Here is a 16,482-nt window from a genome sequence, read left to right as displayed (position 1 = left end):
ACCAAGAACCCAATCATCCAAGGTAACGACACAAGATGACAGTAGAAGCGCATAAGGAAACGTTGGAATTCAAGGCCGAAGTCAGTCAGGTGCTGGATCTGGTGATCCGGTCGCTCTATTCGAACAAGGAAATCTTTCTGCGCGAGCTGGTCTCGAACTCCTCGGACGCGGCCGAAAAGCTGCGTTTCGAGGCATTGAGCGACGACGGGCTCTACGAGGGCGACAGCGAGCTGCGGATCCGCGTCACGGTCGACCGCGACGCCGGGACCCTGACGGTCTCCGACAACGGCATCGGTCTCAGCCGCCAGGAGGTCATGGACACCATCGGCAGCATCGCCAGCTCGGGAACCCGTCGCTTCCTCGAGAACCTCTCCGGGGATCAGGCCAAGGACAGCAAGCTGATCGGCCAGTTCGGCGTCGGTTTCTATTCCGTCTTCATCGTCGCCGACAAGGTGACCCTGACCTCGCGCCGCGCCGGGCTCGGTGCCGATCACGGCGTGCGCTGGGAGTCCGACGGGCGCGGCAGCTACTCGCTGGAGACGCTCGAGAAGGCCGATCGCGGCACCTCGGTGACCCTGCACCTGAAGGAGGAGGAGAAGGAGTTCCTCGACAGCTGGCGTCTGCGTTCCATCATCGGCAAGTTCTCCGATCACGTCGCCATCCCGGTCGAGATGGTCAAGGAGCTCTACGGCGAGGAGGCCGAGGAGAAGAAGGACGCGCCCCCGGAATACGAGCAGGTCAACCGTGGTACGGCGCTCTGGATGCGCAACAAGTCCGAGATCAGCGAGGAGGAGTATCACGACTTCTACAAGCACGTCTCGCACGACTTCGAGCCGCCGCTGGCCTATGCCCACAATCGGGTCGAGGGTACCAACGAGTACAGCACGCTGCTCTACGTGCCCAAGAAGGCGCCCTGGGATCTCTGGGACCGCGACCAGAAGCACGGCGTCAAGCTCTACGTGCGCCGCGTCTTCATCATGGACGAGGCCGACAAGCTGATGCCGCACTATCTGCGCTTCGTCAAGGGCATCGTCGACTCGGACGATCTGCCCCTGAACGTCTCGCGCGAGATCCTGCAGCACAACCGCAAGATCGACACCATCCGTCAGGCCAACACCAAGCGCATCCTGGGCCTGCTCGAGACCATGGCCAAGGACGAGCCCGAGAAGTACGGCGAGTTCTGGGACGAGTTCGGCAAGGTGCTCAAGGAAGGTCCGGCCGAGGACTTCGGCAACAAGGAACGCATCGCCGGTCTGCTGCGTTTCTCCACCAGCAACGGCGAGGGCACGGCCCAGCGCGAATCGCTCGACGCCTACATCGAGCGGATGAAGGAAGGTCAGGACAAGATCTACTACATCACCGCCGACAGTCCGGCCGCGGCGCGTCACAGCCCGCATCTTGAGGTCTTCCGCAAGAAAGGCGTCGAGGTGCTGCTGCTGTCCGATCGCGTCGACGAGTGGCTGGTCAGCCACCTGACGGAGTACAAGGGCAAGACGCTGCAGTCGGTCGCCAAGGGCGATCTGGATCTCGGCGACCTGGCCGACCAGGAGGAGAAGGAGGCCAAGGAGAAGGCGGCGGCCGAGCACGGCTCGCTGATCGAGCACCTCAAGAAGTCGCTTGGCGAGCGGGTCGAGGAGGTGCGTCCCAGTACCCGTCTGGTCGACTCCCCCGCCTGCCTGGTGGTCGGCGAGGCCGATATGAGCGCCAATCTGGCGCGTGTGCTCAAGGCGGTCGGTCAGGACGCCCCCGAGACCAAGCCGACCCTCGAGATCAATCTCGATCACCCGCTGGTGAAGCGGCTCGAGGCCGAGACCGACGACGCGCGCTTCGAGGATCTGTCCATGATCCTCTTCGATCAGGCCCAGCTCGCCGAGGGCGGCCAGCTCGACGATCCGGCGGCCTTCGTCGGTCGTCTGAACAAGCTGATGCTCAACATGATGGTGGCGGGCGGCTGACGCCGTTCGCACGAGGGCGGTCCGGGGAAGGCCGTCCTCGCTCGGGCGTTCCGGGCGATGCGGCCGCGCCGCCGCGTCCGGGCGTGCTTCGTGTCCCGTCGGTGGTTCTCGGCAAGGCTGCTGTGGCACACTGACCCGTCAACGATATAAAACAACGAGGAACAAGACACCATGCGCATCATCCTGTTAGGGGGGCCGGGCGCCGGAAAGGGTACCCAAGCCGGCTTCATCAAGGCGCACTTCGACATTCCGCAGATCTCGACCGGCGATATGCTGCGCGCGCACGTGAAGCAGGGCACCGAACTCGGCAAGGCCGCGAAGAAGATCATGGACGAGGGCGGCCTGGTCTCCGATGACATCATCATCGGGATGGTCAAGGCGCGCATCGCCGAAGACGATTGCCGCAAGGGCTTCCTGTTCGACGGCTTCCCGCGCACCCTGGCGCAGGCGGACGCCATGAAGGAATCCGGCGTCTTCGTCGATGCGGTGGTCGAGATCGACGTGCCCGACGAGGAGATCATCAAGCGCATGTCCGGCCGGCGCGTGCACCTCGCCTCGGGGCGGACCTATCATGTGATCTTCAATCCGCCCAAGGTCGAGGGCATGGACGACGAGACCGGCGAACCGCTGATCCAGCGCGAAGACGATCGCGAAGAAACGGTCAAGGCACGCCTGAAGGTCTATCACGATCAGACCGCGCCACTGATCGGCTACTACTCCAAGTGGGCCGAGCAGGGTGGCGAGGGCGCTCCGCGCTACATCCATGTCCACGGTATCGGGAGCGTGGAAGAAATTCGCGCGCAGATCATCGGTGAGCTGGACGCGCTCTGATCCCTGATCGACAGGCCTGTTCTCGGGCTTCGGCCCGGGCCGGCCCTGGATAACGCCGCGGGGAGTAGCCATATCTGTTACCATCCCCGCAATTTCAGCTACAGGAATAGAGCATGGCAGTCGTAGAGCTCGATACCAGCAATTTCGAACAAACCATCCAGGACAACGACTTCGTCATGGTGGACTATTGGGCGCCCTGGTGTGGTCCATGCCGATCCTTCGCCCCGGTTTACGAAAAGGTCTCCGAGGATTTCGATGACATCGTGTTCGCCAAGGTGAATACGGAGGAACATCAGGATATCGCGGCCCATTTCCAGATCCGATCCATTCCGACCCTGATGATCTTTCGCGAGCAGATCATCATCTTCTCCCAGGCGGGGGCGTTGCCCGAGGGCGCTCTGCGCGACCTGATCGGCAAGGCCAAGGAACTGGACATGGAGGATGTGAAGCGTCAGATCGCCGAGCAGGCATCCTCGGGCGACGCCTAGGACGTCTTCAGGATCGAGGAAGCGCGTTCAGTCTCTGGATGAAGCGCGAGAATTCTGTGATGCAGGGACGCGTCATGCCTTGAGCCAAGACCCATTCGGTCTGTTCGTGTCGGCCGGCGGGGCTCGCAACGAACCACGGCATGCGGCGCTTCCTTGCGCGTCATGCCGGCTCACTTTCCCCCATTGCGGCAATTCAGCTAGTCCTCATGCAGCCTTTCAATCCCTCCTGGTCGGTCGCCAAGCTCTGCTCGGCTCGACCCACTGTTGGCGCTCTGATGGTTCTGTGCGAGGAGAATTACCGCTTGCTGTCGCGGCTGGCGCCGAATCTGTGCCGGGAGAGCGGGGTTCTGGTCTCGCGTCAGTCCGGAACCATGGATCTCCATCTGCATATACTGGAGCAGTCGCCCTATACCACCGAGATCCGTCTTACCTATCTTTTCGACGCACAGGCGTCCTCGACTGGCGCTGCGGATCCGGACGCGCATCTGCGCGTCTATCACGATGCTCGCCAGGTCGAGCTGCTGGATCTCCAGCAGGCCGTTCTGCCATTGCGGGTCCGCTACGCCCCCCCGGCGTTGGCCGACAAATGGCAGGCCAATCTCTTTTTGTCGAAGTGGCTGGATTTCTGTCTCAAGGCCGGACATGGATTCGGACGGATACATGGCTTCGCCTCCGCATCCGGCGAGGATCTCTGCGGCGAGATCTGTCTGGCCCGTTCCTGATCGCCGTTCGATCGAGGCGATTCCTTCCCGAGCGATTTCCATCCCGTACCCGTCCGGCCTGCCCGGGACGGCTGGCGGCTTGCCGTCCGACAGTTCGCCGCGATTCGGGCTGCGGTACGAGATTCCTAATTGCCTGCCATTGAAATGGGACGATTGTTGACTAATTAAGCCTAAAGGGCATCAGGCAACGCGACCTGCCGATTCGCCCGTCTCCCGTCAAATCGGCCAAAGGCACCCGAACTATGAGATTATCGACCAAAGGCAGATATGCCGTGACAGCCATGCTCGACCTCGCGCTGCATGCCGGCAAGGGTCCCGTGACCCTGGCGGATATCTCTGTGAGCCAGGGAATTTCACTGTCCTACCTGGAGCAGCTGTTCGCCGCGCTCCGGGCGAAGAAGCTGGTGCGCGGCGTCAGGGGCCCCGGAGGGGGCTATTATCTGGGCAAGCCCGCGGAGGAGATCTCGATCGCGAACATCATCTGCGCCGTGGACGAATGGGTCGAGTTCACCCGTTGCGGGGGGCGCGAGAACTGTCGCGACGGCAAGCGCTGTCTGACGCATCATCTCTGGGATCAGCTCAGCGACCAGATCTTCAGCTTCCTGAGCGACATCTCGCTCCAGGATCTGGTCGATCGCGGTCGTGTCGAGGTGGCGATCCCCGACCTCGGGCATGAGGCGGATCAGGTCTCGAAACGCAGGGCGGCGTGAGCCCGCTTCTCCGAATGTGGATCGGGGCCTGACCGATCTCGCAGGCACCATCCCCGTCCGGAGCGGTTTTCTCCCGGTGCCGCGTATTGGTGGCCGGTCGTCCGACTCGAAGCTCGGGCTGAAACGCCGTCGATGCGGTGTTATGCTTAGGTGCTTCATTTCGGGCGGCAGATCGTGCCGATTACCCCGGACTCCCTGGGTACCACCAACGAATAGGCGCTATGGCAGAACAGCCAGACGGTTTGATTACGATCCAGGATTTCGTGCGCTGGGGCGCCAGCCGCTTCAATGCGGCCCAGCTCTTCTTCGGTCACGGAACCGATAACGCCATCGACGAGGCCGCGCATCTGGTTCTCAGCGGGCTGTATCTCGATCCCGGTCTGCCCGCGGGATTTCGTGACTGCCGGCTCACCCCGGCGGAGCGCGTGCGCGTGTCCGAGCTGATCGAGCGCCGCGTGGCCGAACGGGTGCCTGCCGCCTATCTGACCGGCCGCGCCTGGTTCGCGGGCATGGAGTTCGCGGTCGATCGACACGTCCTGGTGCCACGCTCGCCCATTGCCGAGCTGGTCGAGGCCGGATTCGATCCCTGGCACGATGCCGAGCGCATCGGCCGGGTCCTGGATCTCTGTACCGGCAGCGGCTGCATCGGCATCGCCGCGGCCGCCTATCTGCCCGACGCCGATGTGGATCTGGTGGACATCTCTCCCGCCGCCCTGGAGATGGCTCGCCGCAACGTCGAGCGTCACGGTCTCGAGGATCGCGTCCGGGTATTGGAGTCCGATCTCTTCGAGGCGCTGATGGGCAATCGGTACGACGTCATCGTGTCGAATCCGCCCTATGTCTCACGGGCCGAATTCGATGCCCTTCCGGCCGAGTATCACAACGAGCCCGAGCTCGCCCTTCTGGGCGGAGAGGACGGTCTCGATCTCGTCATCCGCATTCTGAAGGATTCGGCCCGCTTCCTGACGGACGAGGGCATCCTGATCGTCGAGGTCGGGAGTTCGGCCCCGTATCTCGATAGCCGCCTCCCCGAGGTTCCCTTCACCTGGCTCGAGTTCGAGCGCGGTGGCGAGGGGGTCTTCCTGCTGACCCGCGAGCAGCTCGTCGAGCACCAGGAGCGGTTCGAGGAGGCGCTCGCGCAATGACGCCGGGGCGTTCGCGCGGTACTCGACGCATCTGCGTTCGAGAGGATCTGCCGTTCATGGACCTGGCCGGCAAGTATGCGGAAGAGATTCCATTCCATTCCCCGCTCGAACCGATCGACGAGACCCATCGCCGTGGGATCGGTGTCGGCGGGGATGATGCCTGAACAGGCTTTTCGTAAGGTGCCGAACGGGGCTGGACGCACGCCCCGCGGCTGGAGGATTGAACGGTGGAGCAAGGCGTTTCCTTTGATCTTGACCTGATTCGTCGCTACGACCAGAGCGGTCCGCGCTATACCTCGTACCCGACCGCGGTGGAGTTCGACGAGTCATTCGACGAGGCGGCCTACAAGGCGGCCTGTGCACGTAGCAACGAGAGCGGTCGTCCGCTGTCGCTCTATTTCCATATCCCTTTCTGCGACACGGTCTGCTTCTACTGCGCCTGCAACAAGATCGCGACCAAGGATCGCTCGCTCGTTCCGCCCTATCTGGAGCGCGTCTACAAGGAGCTGGAGATGCAGGCCGCGTTGTTCGACAGCTCGCGCCAGGTCGAGCAGCTGCACTGGGGCGGCGGTACCCCGACCTTCCTCAGCAACGCGCAGATGACCGAGCTGATGGAGATGACGCGCCGTCACTTCAAGCTGGCCGGGGACGACGTCGGTGAATACTCGATCGAGATCGATCCGCGCGAGGCCGATGCCGAGACGATCAAGGTCCTGCGCCAGATCGGCTTCAACCGCATGAGTCTGGGCGTTCAGGACTTCGATCGCCGGGTGCAGGAGGCGGTCAACCGCGTCCAGACCGAGGAACAGACCATGACGGTGCTGAACGCGGCGCTCGACGAGGGTTTCCGCTCGGTCAGTATCGACCTCATCTACGGTCTGCCTTTCCAGTCGGTCGACAGCTTCCTCAAGACCCTCGACCGGGTGATCGAGGTCAACCCGCAGCGGATGTCGATCTTCAACTACGCGCATCTGCCCGAGCGCTTCAAGCCGCAGCGCCGCATCAACGAGGCGGATCTGCCCGCGCCCCAGGTCAAGCTCGACATCCTGCAGGCGACCATCCAGCGTCTCACCGACGCCGGCTACGTCTATATCGGCATGGACCACTTCGCCCGTCCCGACGACGAGCTGACCCTGGCTCAGCAGGCCGGTACCCTGTACCGCAACTTCCAGGGCTATTCCACCCATGCCGACTGCGACCTCATCGGTATCGGCGTGACCTCGATCGGCATGGTCGACAACACCTATGCCCAGAGCCGGCGCGAGCTGGCGGAGTACGACGCCGACATCGACGCGGGCCGTCTGCCGATCTTCCGCGGCATCGAGCTCAATCGCGACGATCTCATCCGGCGCGACGTCATCACCCGTCTCATCTGCCACTTCCAGCTCGACAAGGCATCGGTGGCGTCCAAGTGGGGCATCGACTTCGATGTCTATTTCGCCGACAGCCTCGAGAAGCTCAAGGGCATGGAGGAGGACGGTCTGGTCGCGCTCGAGCCGGGTATGATCCGCATCCTGTCGCGCGGCCGTCTGCTGGTGCGCAACATCTGCATGACCTTCGACGCCTATCTGGCCCAGAAGACCGGGCCGATCGGCTTCTCCAAGGTCATCTGATCCCTCCCCGGTGGCGGCTCCGGTCGATTCCACCCACATCCCCGCGCGGTTCCGCCAGACGGCGGAGCGGCGCGGGGATGCCATCTGCATCTTCGCCGACGAGCGGTCCTGGTCCTTCTCCGAGCTGGACCGTGCCACCGATGCCGTTGCGGCCGCTTTGGCCGATTCGGGCATATCGCTCGGCGATCGGGTCGCGCTGCTCTGCGCCAACGGCCCCGAGTTCGTGATCGCCTATCTGGGCATCCTCAAGTCGGGCGCCACGCTGGTGCCGATCAACACCCTGCTCAACTATCGCGAGGTGGCCTTCATCCTCGCCGACAGTGGGGCGCGCGGCCTCTTCTATCAGGGCGGGTTCGAGACGGCCGCCGAGTCCGCGCTGCTGGAGTCGCCCGAGGTCGCGTTGCGGGTGCGCATCGGCGACGGGACCGCTCGGGGCGTGCCCGTTCTGGCCGACCTGATCGAGCATCCAGGTCCGGCTCCAGCGATCGAACCGGATCCGTCCGACGCGGTCGCTGTGATTCTCTATACCTCCGGGACGACCGGTCGCCCCAAGGGCGCCATGCTGACCCATGCCAATCTGCTCGCCAATGCGCGGGGCGTGAGCCGGGCGCTGGATTTCGGCGACCGGGATCGGGTGCTGGTGGTGCTGCCCATGTTCCATGCCTTTGCGGCGACGGTCGGGATTCTGACCTCGCTGCTGGAGGGCTGCGGCATGATCCCCGTGGCGCGTTTCGATCCCCGGCTCGTCTCCCAGGCGATCGCCAGGCATGGTGCGACCATTTTCCTCGGCGTCCCCAGCATGTACGGCGTTCTGCTGAGGCTCGACGATGCGTGGGTCGGGCGCTGGTCCGGGATTCGGCTGTGCGTGAGCGGCGGGGCCTCCATGCCGGTGGCCGTCATGTCCGCCTTCGAGCGGCGTTTCGGGGTTCCGGTGCACGAGGGCGACGGTCCGACCGAATGCGGTCCGGTCACCAGCGTCAATCCGCTCGAGGGCGCGCGTCGGCCCGGATCGATCGGCGTACCCATCCCGTCCGTCGAGATGTGCATCCTGGATGCGGCCGGGCGAACCGTGCCGGACGGCGAGACGGGCGAGGTCTGCGTGCGCGGGCCGAGCCTCATGAAGGGCTATTTCAATCAGCCCGAGGCGACCCGCGAGAGCTATTTCGGCGACTGGTTCCGCACCGGCGATCTCGGCTACCGGGACGCGGACGGCTATTTCTATCTCGTCGACCGGCTCAAGGATCTGATCATCACCAACGGCATGAACGTCTATCCGCGCGTCGTCGAGGAGGCGCTCTATCGGCATCCGGACGTGGCGGAGGCGGCGGTCGTGGGGGATCCGGACGCGCGGCACGGCGAGGTGCCGGTCGCCCATGTGGCGCTGCGTCCAGGCGCCCGGTGCGAGGCGGCGGACCTGCGGGCCTGGTGCCGGCAGCATCTGGGTCAGCACGAGATACCGCGTCGCATCCGCATCCATGAGACCCTGCCGAAGAATGCGGCCGGCAAGATCCTCAAGCGCGAGCTGCGGGTGACCGGAGAACATGAGCGCGGGGTGGTTCCCGAAGGGGCTCGAGAGGGCGATCGGGCATCTGACTGATGGTGCTTGGAGACTCGCCTTGCGCCAAGCTATACTGCCCGGCTTTTGAGGATGCGGGCGGCACGTTCGCGTCAGGATTCACCTAACGGGCGGTCCGTACCAAGCAGACGGTACCGACGGGAGATAGTCAATGCAAGTTTCGGTGGAAGCGGGCGAGGGGCTCGAGCGACGCATGAAGATCGATCTGCCTTTCGAGCAGATCCAGACCGAGGTCGAAAAGCGTTTGCAGCAGCTTGCGCGTACCGCCAGGCTACCCGGTTTCCGTCCGGGCAAGGTGCCGATGAAGGTGCTGCGCAAGCGCTACTCCGACCATGTTCAGCAGGAGGTCTTCAGCGAGCTGGTGCAGTCCAGTTTCATGGAGGCATTGTCCGAGCAGGACTTCCGTCCGGTCGGCGCGCCGACCATCGATCCGGAGATCGACGTCGAGGGCGAGAAGTTCGGCTTCACCGCCACCTTCGAGGTGATGCCCGAGGTCGAGCTGGCCTCGCTGGACGGCAAGGTGGTCAAGAAGCCGGTGAGCGAGGTCACGGACGCGGATCTGGAGGCCATGATCGAGCGCCTGCGCGATCAGCGCAAGACCTGGGAGGCGGCCGAGCGCCCCTGTCAGACGGGCGACAAGCTGACCATCTCCTTCACCGGAACCCTCGATGGCGAGGCGTTCGAGGGCGGCTCCAGCGAGGGTTTCGAGATCGAGCTGGGCACCAGCCGCATGATCCCGGGTTTCGAGGACGGCCTCATCGGCGCCTCGGCCGGCGAGCAGCGCACCCTCGATCTCAGCTTCCCCGAGTCCTACCAGGCGGAGCATCTGGCCGGCAAGCCCGTGCGTTTCGAGGTGACGGTCGATGCGGTGGAGGAACCCAAGCTGCCCGAGATCGACGCCGATTTCGTCAAGGGCTTCGGGGTCGAGGACGGCGACATCGAGCGTTTCCGCTCGGACGTGCGCGGCAACATGGAGCGTGAATTGAAACAGCGCCTGACCGCCCGCACTAAAGAATCCGTAATGGATCTGCTGGTCGAGTCGAACGCCATCGATCTGCCGAAGGCGCTTCTCGAATCCGAGATGAAGTCCATGGCCGAGCAGATGCGCAACGCCCTGGGTGGCGGCAAGATGGAGCTTCCGCATCATCTGTTCGAGAGCGGTGCCCGGCGTCGCGTGGCGTTGGGGCTGATTCTCGGCCAGATCGTCAAGGATCGCGGTCTGACCGCGGATCCGGATCGGGTTCGCCAGGCGATCGAGCAGATGGCCGCGTCCTACGAGGATCCGCAGGCCGTGGTGAATTACTACTACGGCAATAAGGAGATGCTGAGCTCCTTCGAGAGCCTGGCTCTCGAGGAACAGGTGGTGGAGCTGATCCTCGAAGAGGTGGCCGTCGAGGAAGAGAACTTGACGTTCGAAGAGTTGACCAATCCGCCGGCCCCTTCGTCCGAGGCAGCATAGGTCTCGGTTCGGGCCATGGATCCGCCCGGAGACCCTGTCTCCGGGCCCGAAGCAACCAGACAGCAAGGTGAAATCCGACCCATGAGCAACCTCCATCCCATGAGCAATCCGACGAGCAGTAGCGACTGGCAGCCGCAAGGATTGGGTCTGGTTCCCATCGTCGTCGAGCAGACCGCGCGCGGCGAGCGCTCCTTCGACATCTATTCGCGGCTGCTCAAGGAACGCGTCATCTTTCTCGTCGGTCAGGTCGAGGATCACATGGCGAACCTGGTGGTCGCCCAATTGCTGTTCCTCGAGTCCGAGAATCCCGACAAGGACATCCATCTCTATATCAATTCGCCTGGCGGTTCGGTGACCGCGGGGCTCGCCATCTACGACACCATGCGCTTCATCCGTCCCGACGTCAGCACCATGTGCATCGGTCAGGCCGCGAGCATGGGTGCCTTGCTGCTGGCGGGTGGGGCGGCCGGCAAGCGTTTCTGTCTGCCGCATTCGCGGATGATGATCCACCAGCCCCTGGGCGGCTTCCAGGGGCAGGCGACGGATATCGACATCCATGCGCGCGAGATCCTCTATATCCGCGAGCGTCTCAACCGCATCCTGGCGGAGCACACGGGTCAGCCGATCGAGAAGATCGCCGAGGACACCGAGCGCGATCGTTTCATGGGTGGCGAGGCGGCTCAGGAATACGGGCTCATCGACAAGGTCATCGCCGAGCGAGGCCCCGCCGCGAAGACCTGACGATTCTGGACCTCGCCGCCGGGCCGCCCCCGGCGGCGCACGCTTCTGGCAATAGCGCGCCCGGATTTGTGACGCCAGGCAAACCCTGTGCTTAACCGTCTTGCCATATATGCCCAAACGGTTATGATTGAATTTGCCTCAATCGGGACAGCTGGACCTGCGTCCCTCATAGACCCCCGGAGACCTAACCCCGATGAGCGGAAACAACCACGGCAAGAGCGACGAAGGTAAACTGCTCTACTGTTCCTTCTGTGGTAAGAGTCAGCACGAAGTCCGCAAACTCATCGCCGGTCCTTCCGTGTTCATCTGTGACGAATGCGTCGAACTCTGCAACGATATCATTCGCGAGGAGATGCAGGAGAGCGTCGGCGAGACGACCAATCACCTGCCCAAGCCGCGCGAGATCAATGCGCGTCTGGACGAGTTCGTCATCGGCCAGGAGAAGGCCAAGAAGGTCCTGTCCGTCGCCGTCTACAACCATTACAAGCGTCTCGAGGTGGCCGAGGCCAAGGAAGACATCGAGATCGCCAAGAGCAACATCCTGCTGATCGGCCCCACCGGGTCGGGCAAGACCCTGCTCGCCGAGACGCTGGCGCGACTGCTCAACGTCCCCTTCACGATCGCCGATGCCACCACCCTCACCGAGGCCGGCTATGTCGGCGAGGACGTGGAGAATATCATCCAGAAGCTGCTGCAGAAGTGCGACTACGACGTCGAGAAGGCGCAGACCGGCATCGTCTACATCGACGAGATCGACAAGATCTCGCGCAAGTCGGACAACCCTTCGATCACCCGCGACGTGTCCGGTGAGGGGGTCCAGCAGGCGCTGCTGAAGCTGATCGAGGGCACCATCGCCTCGGTTCCGCCGCAGGGTGGCCGCAAGCACCCGCAGCAGGAGTTCCTGCAGGTCGACACCTCCAACATCCTCTTCATCGTCGGCGGCGCCTTCGCCGGACTGGACAAGGTGATCCAGAACCGTTCGCGCAAGACGGGGATCGGCTTCTCCGCCGAGGTCCACAGCGTCAGCGACGGCCGCCAGATCAGCGAACTCCTGAGTTCGGTCGAGCCCGAGGACCTCATCCGCTATGGCCTGATCCCCGAGTTCGTCGGTCGGCTGCCGGTCATGGCGACCCTGGAGGAGCTCGACGAGGCGGCGCTCATGCGCATCCTGACCGAGCCGAAGCATGCCATGGTCAAGCAGTACGCGCGTTTGTTCGAGATGGAGGGCGTGAACCTCGAGATCCGCGAGGACGCGCTGCGCGAGATCGCGCGCAAGGCGATGGAGCGCAAGACCGGTGCCCGCGGTCTGCGGACCATCATGGAGCAGGTCCTGCTCGATACCATGTACGATCTGCCGTCGATGGATCATGTGAGCAAGGTGGTGATCGATGCCTCCGTCATCGCCGGTGAGAACAAGCCCTTCCTCATCTACGACGGTGTCGAGAAGCAGGCCGCCGTCGCCGATTGAGCGGGGCGCGCGCAAGATCGAGCCTAGGCATGCAGTCCTGGTGAGGTCGTCAGGATAGATCCAGGTCGGGCGATGCAGGGCGTCGTTGAACTCGACGCCACTTGCCCCGACCCTGTCATTATTCCCACCACACCGACATCTACGGTGGCGATTCGGCGAGCAGACTCTCGAATGCTCCCATCGCCAGTGCGTGGACTGTTGCTTTGACGAGAATGAGTTTTCATGGCGCAACACGATACCGCTTCCGCGACCGACTTCCCCTCCAGCCAGGAAGTGCCCGTGCTTCCGCTGCGGGATGTCGTCGTCTACCCACACATGGTGATCCCGCTCTTCGTCGGGCGCGACAAATCCATCCGCGCCCTCGACGGGGCCATGGCGAGCGACAAACAGATCCTGCTCATCGCCCAGAAGAGTGCCGACGTCGACGATCCGGCCGTCAAGGATCTCCATGAAATCGGCACCCTGGCGAATATCCTGCAGCTGCTGAAGCTGCCCGACGGGACGGTGAAGGTCCTGGTCGAGGGCAATCAGCGGGCCCATATCGAGCGCTTCCTCACGACCGAGGAGGCATTTTCGGCGGTCATCCAGCCGCTCGAGGAGACCCTGGAGGTCGACGAGCGCGAGCAGGAGGTGCTGATGCGCTCGGCGATGAGCCTCTTCGATCAGTACGTCAAGCTGAACAAGAAGGTCCCGCCCGAGGTGCTCTCCTCGCTGGCCAGCATCGACGATGCCGGCCGTCTCGCCGATACCATGGCCGCGCATATGTCGCTGAAGCTCGACGAGAAGCAGCACGTGCTCGAAATGGTGGATGTTCAGGCCCGGCTCGAGCATCTCATGGGTCTGATGGAGTCCGAGAACGACATCCTGCAGATGGAGAAGCGCATCCGCGGGCGCGTCAAGCGCCAGATGGAGAAGAATCAGCGCGAGTACTATCTGAACGAGCAGATGAAGGCGATCCAGAAGGAGCTGGGCGAGCTCGAGGATGCGCCGAACGAGATCGAGGACCTGGCCAACCGCATCGAGGCGGCCGGCATGCCCCGCGAGGCCAAGAACAAGGCCCAGGGCGAGCTGAACAAGCTCAAGCTGATGTCGCCCATGTCGGCCGAGGCCACGGTGGTGCGCAACTATATCGACACCCTGGTCAACGTGCCCTGGAAGAAGCGCACCCGGATCCGCAACGACATCAAGGTTGCCGAAGGGGTGCTGGACAAGGATCACTACGGCCTGGAGCGGGTGAAGGAGCGCATCCTCGAATATCTCGCCGTGCAGCAGCGGGTGCGCAAGCTCAAGGGTCCCATCCTCTGTCTGGTCGGTCCGCCCGGCGTGGGCAAGACCTCGCTCGGTCAGTCGATCGCGCGCGCCACCAACCGCAAGTTCGTGCGTATGTCGCTCGGCGGCGTGCGCGACGAGGCCGAGATCCGCGGTCATCGCCGCACCTATATCGGCGCGCTCCCGGGCAAGATCATCCAGAATCTGTCCAAGGCCGGCTCGCGCAACGCCTTCTTCCTGCTCGACGAGATCGACAAGATGGCGATGGACTTCCGCGGCGATCCGGCGTCCGCGCTCCTGGAGGTGCTGGATCCCGAGCAGAACCACACCTTTGCGGATCACTATCTGGAGGTCGACTTCGACCTGTCCGAGGTGATGTTCGTCGGTACCGCCAACACGCTCAACATCCCGCCCCCGCTGCTGGATCGGATGGAGGTGATCCGTCTCTCCGGGTATACCGAGGACGAGAAGGTCGCCATCGCCGAGCGCTATCTGGTGCCCAAGCAGGTCAAGAACAACGGCCTCAAGTCGGGCGAGCTGGTGATCCGCGAGGCGGCGCTGCGCGACATCATCCGCCATTACACCCGCGAGGCGGGCGTGCGCAACCTGGAGCGCGAGATCTCCAAGATCTGCCGCAAGGTGGTCAAGGAGGTCCTGCTCAAGAAGCGTGACGCCCCCACCGTGGTGACCTCGAAGGCGCTCGAGAAATATCTGGGTGTCCAGCGCTATCGTTACGGTCGTGCCGATGAGCATGACCAGATCGGGCAGGTGACGGGTCTGGCCTGGACCGAGGTCGGCGGCGAGTTGCTGCGGATCGAGTCGGCCCTGGTTCCGGGCAAGGGCAAGTTCACCTATACGGGGCAGCTCGGCGACGTCATGCAGGAATCCATTCAGGCGGCCATGACCGTGGTGCGCGCGCGCGCCGATGCCCTGGGCGTTCCCGAGGACTTCCACAACAAGTTCGACGCCCATATCCACGTGCCCGAGGGCGCGACCCCCAAGGACGGTCCGAGTGCCGGTGTCGCCATGTGCACCGCGCTGGTGTCCGCCTTGACCCGGATTCCGGTTCGGGCCACGGTCGCCATGACGGGAGAGATCACCCTGAGAGGCGAGGTGCTGCCGATCGGGGGCTTGAAGGAGAAGCTGCTGGCGGCGCATCGGGGCGGCATCGAGACGGTCATCATCCCGCTCGAGAACGAGCGCGATCTGACCGAGATCCCGAAGAACATCAAGCAGCATCTCAAGATTCATCCGGTCCGCTGGATCGATGAGGTACTGGAGCTCGCGCTCGTCGAGCGCCCAGAGCCCAAGGCGGCCAATATCGACGGTGGCGAGTCGATGGCGGAGGAAGAGGAGGCTCGGGACGCCGGTGTGGACGCCTCGCGTGACCAGAATGCACGTCTGCATCACTGAATGATCGCGGCTGGCCCGGTCGGATCCGCTGAACTCGATCCGACCGGCTCGCGGCGTCCCTGAAGAGGCGCCGCATCCATATCTCGCTCGAAACCGTCTCGGGCGCTGGTCGAGTGCCCGGACCGAGTCGCTCCGATCGTCGGAGGCTCGAAACAGGGCCCTGTCGGTCGTTTCCATACGCGGTACTCTCAAATGTGGGTTGCCCTCGGGGTGTCTCCGTCTTAGGATTCAGCCTCTATTGCAATGGCATCGTTGCAGGGCTGGGCTGTCGTGGCTCGAGGTTGCGGGTCGGCGGTCCAGCTTGGAGTGGTACCGCGGTTCGTTTGGCGAATAACTAAAGCAGTCAATAGGGGAAATAAATGAATAAATCGGAACTCATCGAAAAAATGGCTGATGCCGCAGATATCTCCAAGTCGGCTGCGGCTCGCGCGCTGGATGCCTTTACAGATGAGGTTGCAATTGCTCTGAAAAACGGCGATACTGTTTCGCTCATCGGGTTTGGCACCTTCGCCGTTAAGGAGCGCGCCGCCCGGACTGGCCGCAACCCGCAGACGGGTGCGACCATCGAGATCAAAGCCTCGAAAAATCCTTCATTCAAGGCTGGCAAAGCGCTGAAGGATGCAGTACAATAGCTGCTCGTCTCAAGGGTGCTTAGCTCAGTTGGGAGAGCATCGCCCTTACAAGGCGAGGGTCGCAGGTTCAAGCCCTGCAGCACCCACCAAAATTTGGAGCGGTAGTTCAGATGGTTAGAATACCGGCCTGTCACGCCGGGGGTCGCGGGTTCGAGCCCCGTCCGCTCCGCCATCTCGTATAGAATCGGGGCATCCAGTGGATGCCCCTTTCTTTTATCCGAAATCCCAATCTCAGCTCTCTATTCGCCATGCTTCAGACTATCCGTGACCGTGCTCAAGGGTGGATCGCTTGGGCGATCGTCATTCTGATCAGTATTCCATTCGCCTTGTGGGGTATTCAGTCCTATCTCGGGGTCGGTGGCGAGCCGATCGCCGCCACGGTGAACGGGGCGGAGATCACGGCGCGGGATCTCGACAGGCGGGGGCAGCAGACCCGATTCGAGCTTCGCCAGCGTCTCCG

At 63.3% G+C, this 16,482-nt stretch carries 15 protein-coding genes and 2 tRNA genes; all 17 read left to right on the top strand.

From position 1 onward, the window contains the following. Positions 1–35 precede the first annotated feature (35 nt). Positions 36–1,955 carry a molecular chaperone HtpG gene (gene htpG / locus D779_RS17205; RefSeq protein ID WP_043756424.1) on the top strand — a complete coding sequence of 640 codons (1,920 nt, stop codon included), beginning with the start codon at positions 36–38 and terminating at the stop codon, positions 1,953–1,955. 171 nt (positions 1,956–2,126) lie between these two features. Further along, positions 2,127–2,786, top strand: coding sequence for an adenylate kinase (gene adk / locus D779_RS17200; protein ID WP_043756422.1), 660 nt, complete (start codon positions 2,127–2,129; stop codon positions 2,784–2,786). Between the two features lie 113 nt (positions 2,787–2,899). After that, the gene (gene trxA / locus D779_RS17195; RefSeq protein WP_043756421.1) at positions 2,900–3,274 is read left to right on the top strand and encodes a thioredoxin; all 375 of its coding nucleotides are present in this window, start codon (positions 2,900–2,902) and stop codon (positions 3,272–3,274) included. A gap of 302 nt (positions 3,275–3,576) precedes the next feature. Next, positions 3,577–3,996 carry a DUF1249 domain-containing protein gene (locus D779_RS17190; protein WP_232424232.1) on the top strand — a complete coding sequence of 140 codons (420 nt, stop codon included), beginning with the start codon at positions 3,577–3,579 and terminating at the stop codon, positions 3,994–3,996. 242 nt (positions 3,997–4,238) lie between these two features. Beyond that, positions 4,239–4,706: an Rrf2 family transcriptional regulator gene (locus D779_RS17185; protein ID WP_043756419.1), complete on the top strand. Its 468-nt coding sequence runs from the start codon at positions 4,239–4,241 to the stop codon at positions 4,704–4,706. Positions 4,707–4,927: 221 nt separating this feature from the next. Beyond that, complete coding sequence (gene prmB, locus D779_RS17180; protein ID WP_043756417.1) at positions 4,928–5,851, top strand: 50S ribosomal protein L3 N(5)-glutamine methyltransferase; 924 nt, start codon at positions 4,928–4,930, stop codon at positions 5,849–5,851. Further along, on the top strand, positions 5,848–6,015 hold the full coding sequence (locus D779_RS17175) for a hypothetical protein (RefSeq protein WP_232424231.1): 168 nt from the start codon (positions 5,848–5,850) through the stop codon (positions 6,013–6,015). Before prmB ends, D779_RS17175 begins: the two co-directional genes overlap by 4 nt. Positions 6,016–6,078: 63 nt before the next feature. Then, positions 6,079–7,464: an oxygen-independent coproporphyrinogen III oxidase gene (hemN, locus tag D779_RS17170; RefSeq protein ID WP_043756414.1), complete on the top strand. Its 1,386-nt coding sequence runs from the start codon at positions 6,079–6,081 to the stop codon at positions 7,462–7,464. A gap of 10 nt (positions 7,465–7,474) precedes the next feature. After that, positions 7,475–9,061 (top strand): long-chain-fatty-acid--CoA ligase, encoded by a 1,587-nt coding sequence (locus D779_RS17165; RefSeq protein ID WP_081763572.1) that lies wholly within the window; start codon positions 7,475–7,477, stop codon positions 9,059–9,061. 130 nt (positions 9,062–9,191) lie between these two features. After that, positions 9,192–10,499: a trigger factor gene (tig, locus tag D779_RS17160; protein ID WP_052348223.1), complete on the top strand. Its 1,308-nt coding sequence runs from the start codon at positions 9,192–9,194 to the stop codon at positions 10,497–10,499. Positions 10,500–10,598: 99 nt separating this feature from the next. Then, positions 10,599–11,240: an ATP-dependent Clp endopeptidase proteolytic subunit ClpP gene (gene clpP, locus D779_RS17155; protein ID WP_043756493.1), complete on the top strand. Its 642-nt coding sequence runs from the start codon at positions 10,599–10,601 to the stop codon at positions 11,238–11,240. Between the two features lie 193 nt (positions 11,241–11,433). After that, positions 11,434–12,708, top strand: a complete 1,275-nt coding sequence (gene clpX, locus D779_RS17150; protein ID WP_043756410.1) for an ATP-dependent Clp protease ATP-binding subunit ClpX — start codon at positions 11,434–11,436, stop codon at positions 12,706–12,708. Between the two features lie 222 nt (positions 12,709–12,930). Continuing rightward, entirely contained in the window at positions 12,931–15,390 is a 2,460-nt protein-coding gene (gene lon, locus D779_RS17145; RefSeq protein WP_043756409.1) for an endopeptidase La, read from the top strand. A 359-nt stretch (positions 15,391–15,749) separates the two neighbouring features. Next, positions 15,750–16,022: an HU family DNA-binding protein gene (locus tag D779_RS17140; RefSeq protein WP_043756407.1), complete on the top strand. Its 273-nt coding sequence runs from the start codon at positions 15,750–15,752 to the stop codon at positions 16,020–16,022. A gap of 13 nt (positions 16,023–16,035) precedes the next feature. Then, a tRNA-Val gene (locus D779_RS17135) sits at positions 16,036–16,111 on the top strand. Positions 16,112–16,117: 6 nt separating this feature from the next. Beyond that, a tRNA-Asp gene (locus tag D779_RS17130) sits at positions 16,118–16,194 on the top strand. A gap of 76 nt (positions 16,195–16,270) precedes the next feature. Further along, on the top strand, positions 16,271–16,482 hold a 212-nt coding region (locus tag D779_RS17125), incomplete at its 3' end, for a SurA N-terminal domain-containing protein (RefSeq protein ID WP_043756405.1).

This window comes from Imhoffiella purpurea, assembly GCF_000585215.1.
GTDB lineage: Bacteria > Pseudomonadota > Gammaproteobacteria > Chromatiales > Chromatiaceae > Imhoffiella > Imhoffiella purpurea.
This window is presented reverse-complemented; position numbering and strand designations above follow the sequence as displayed.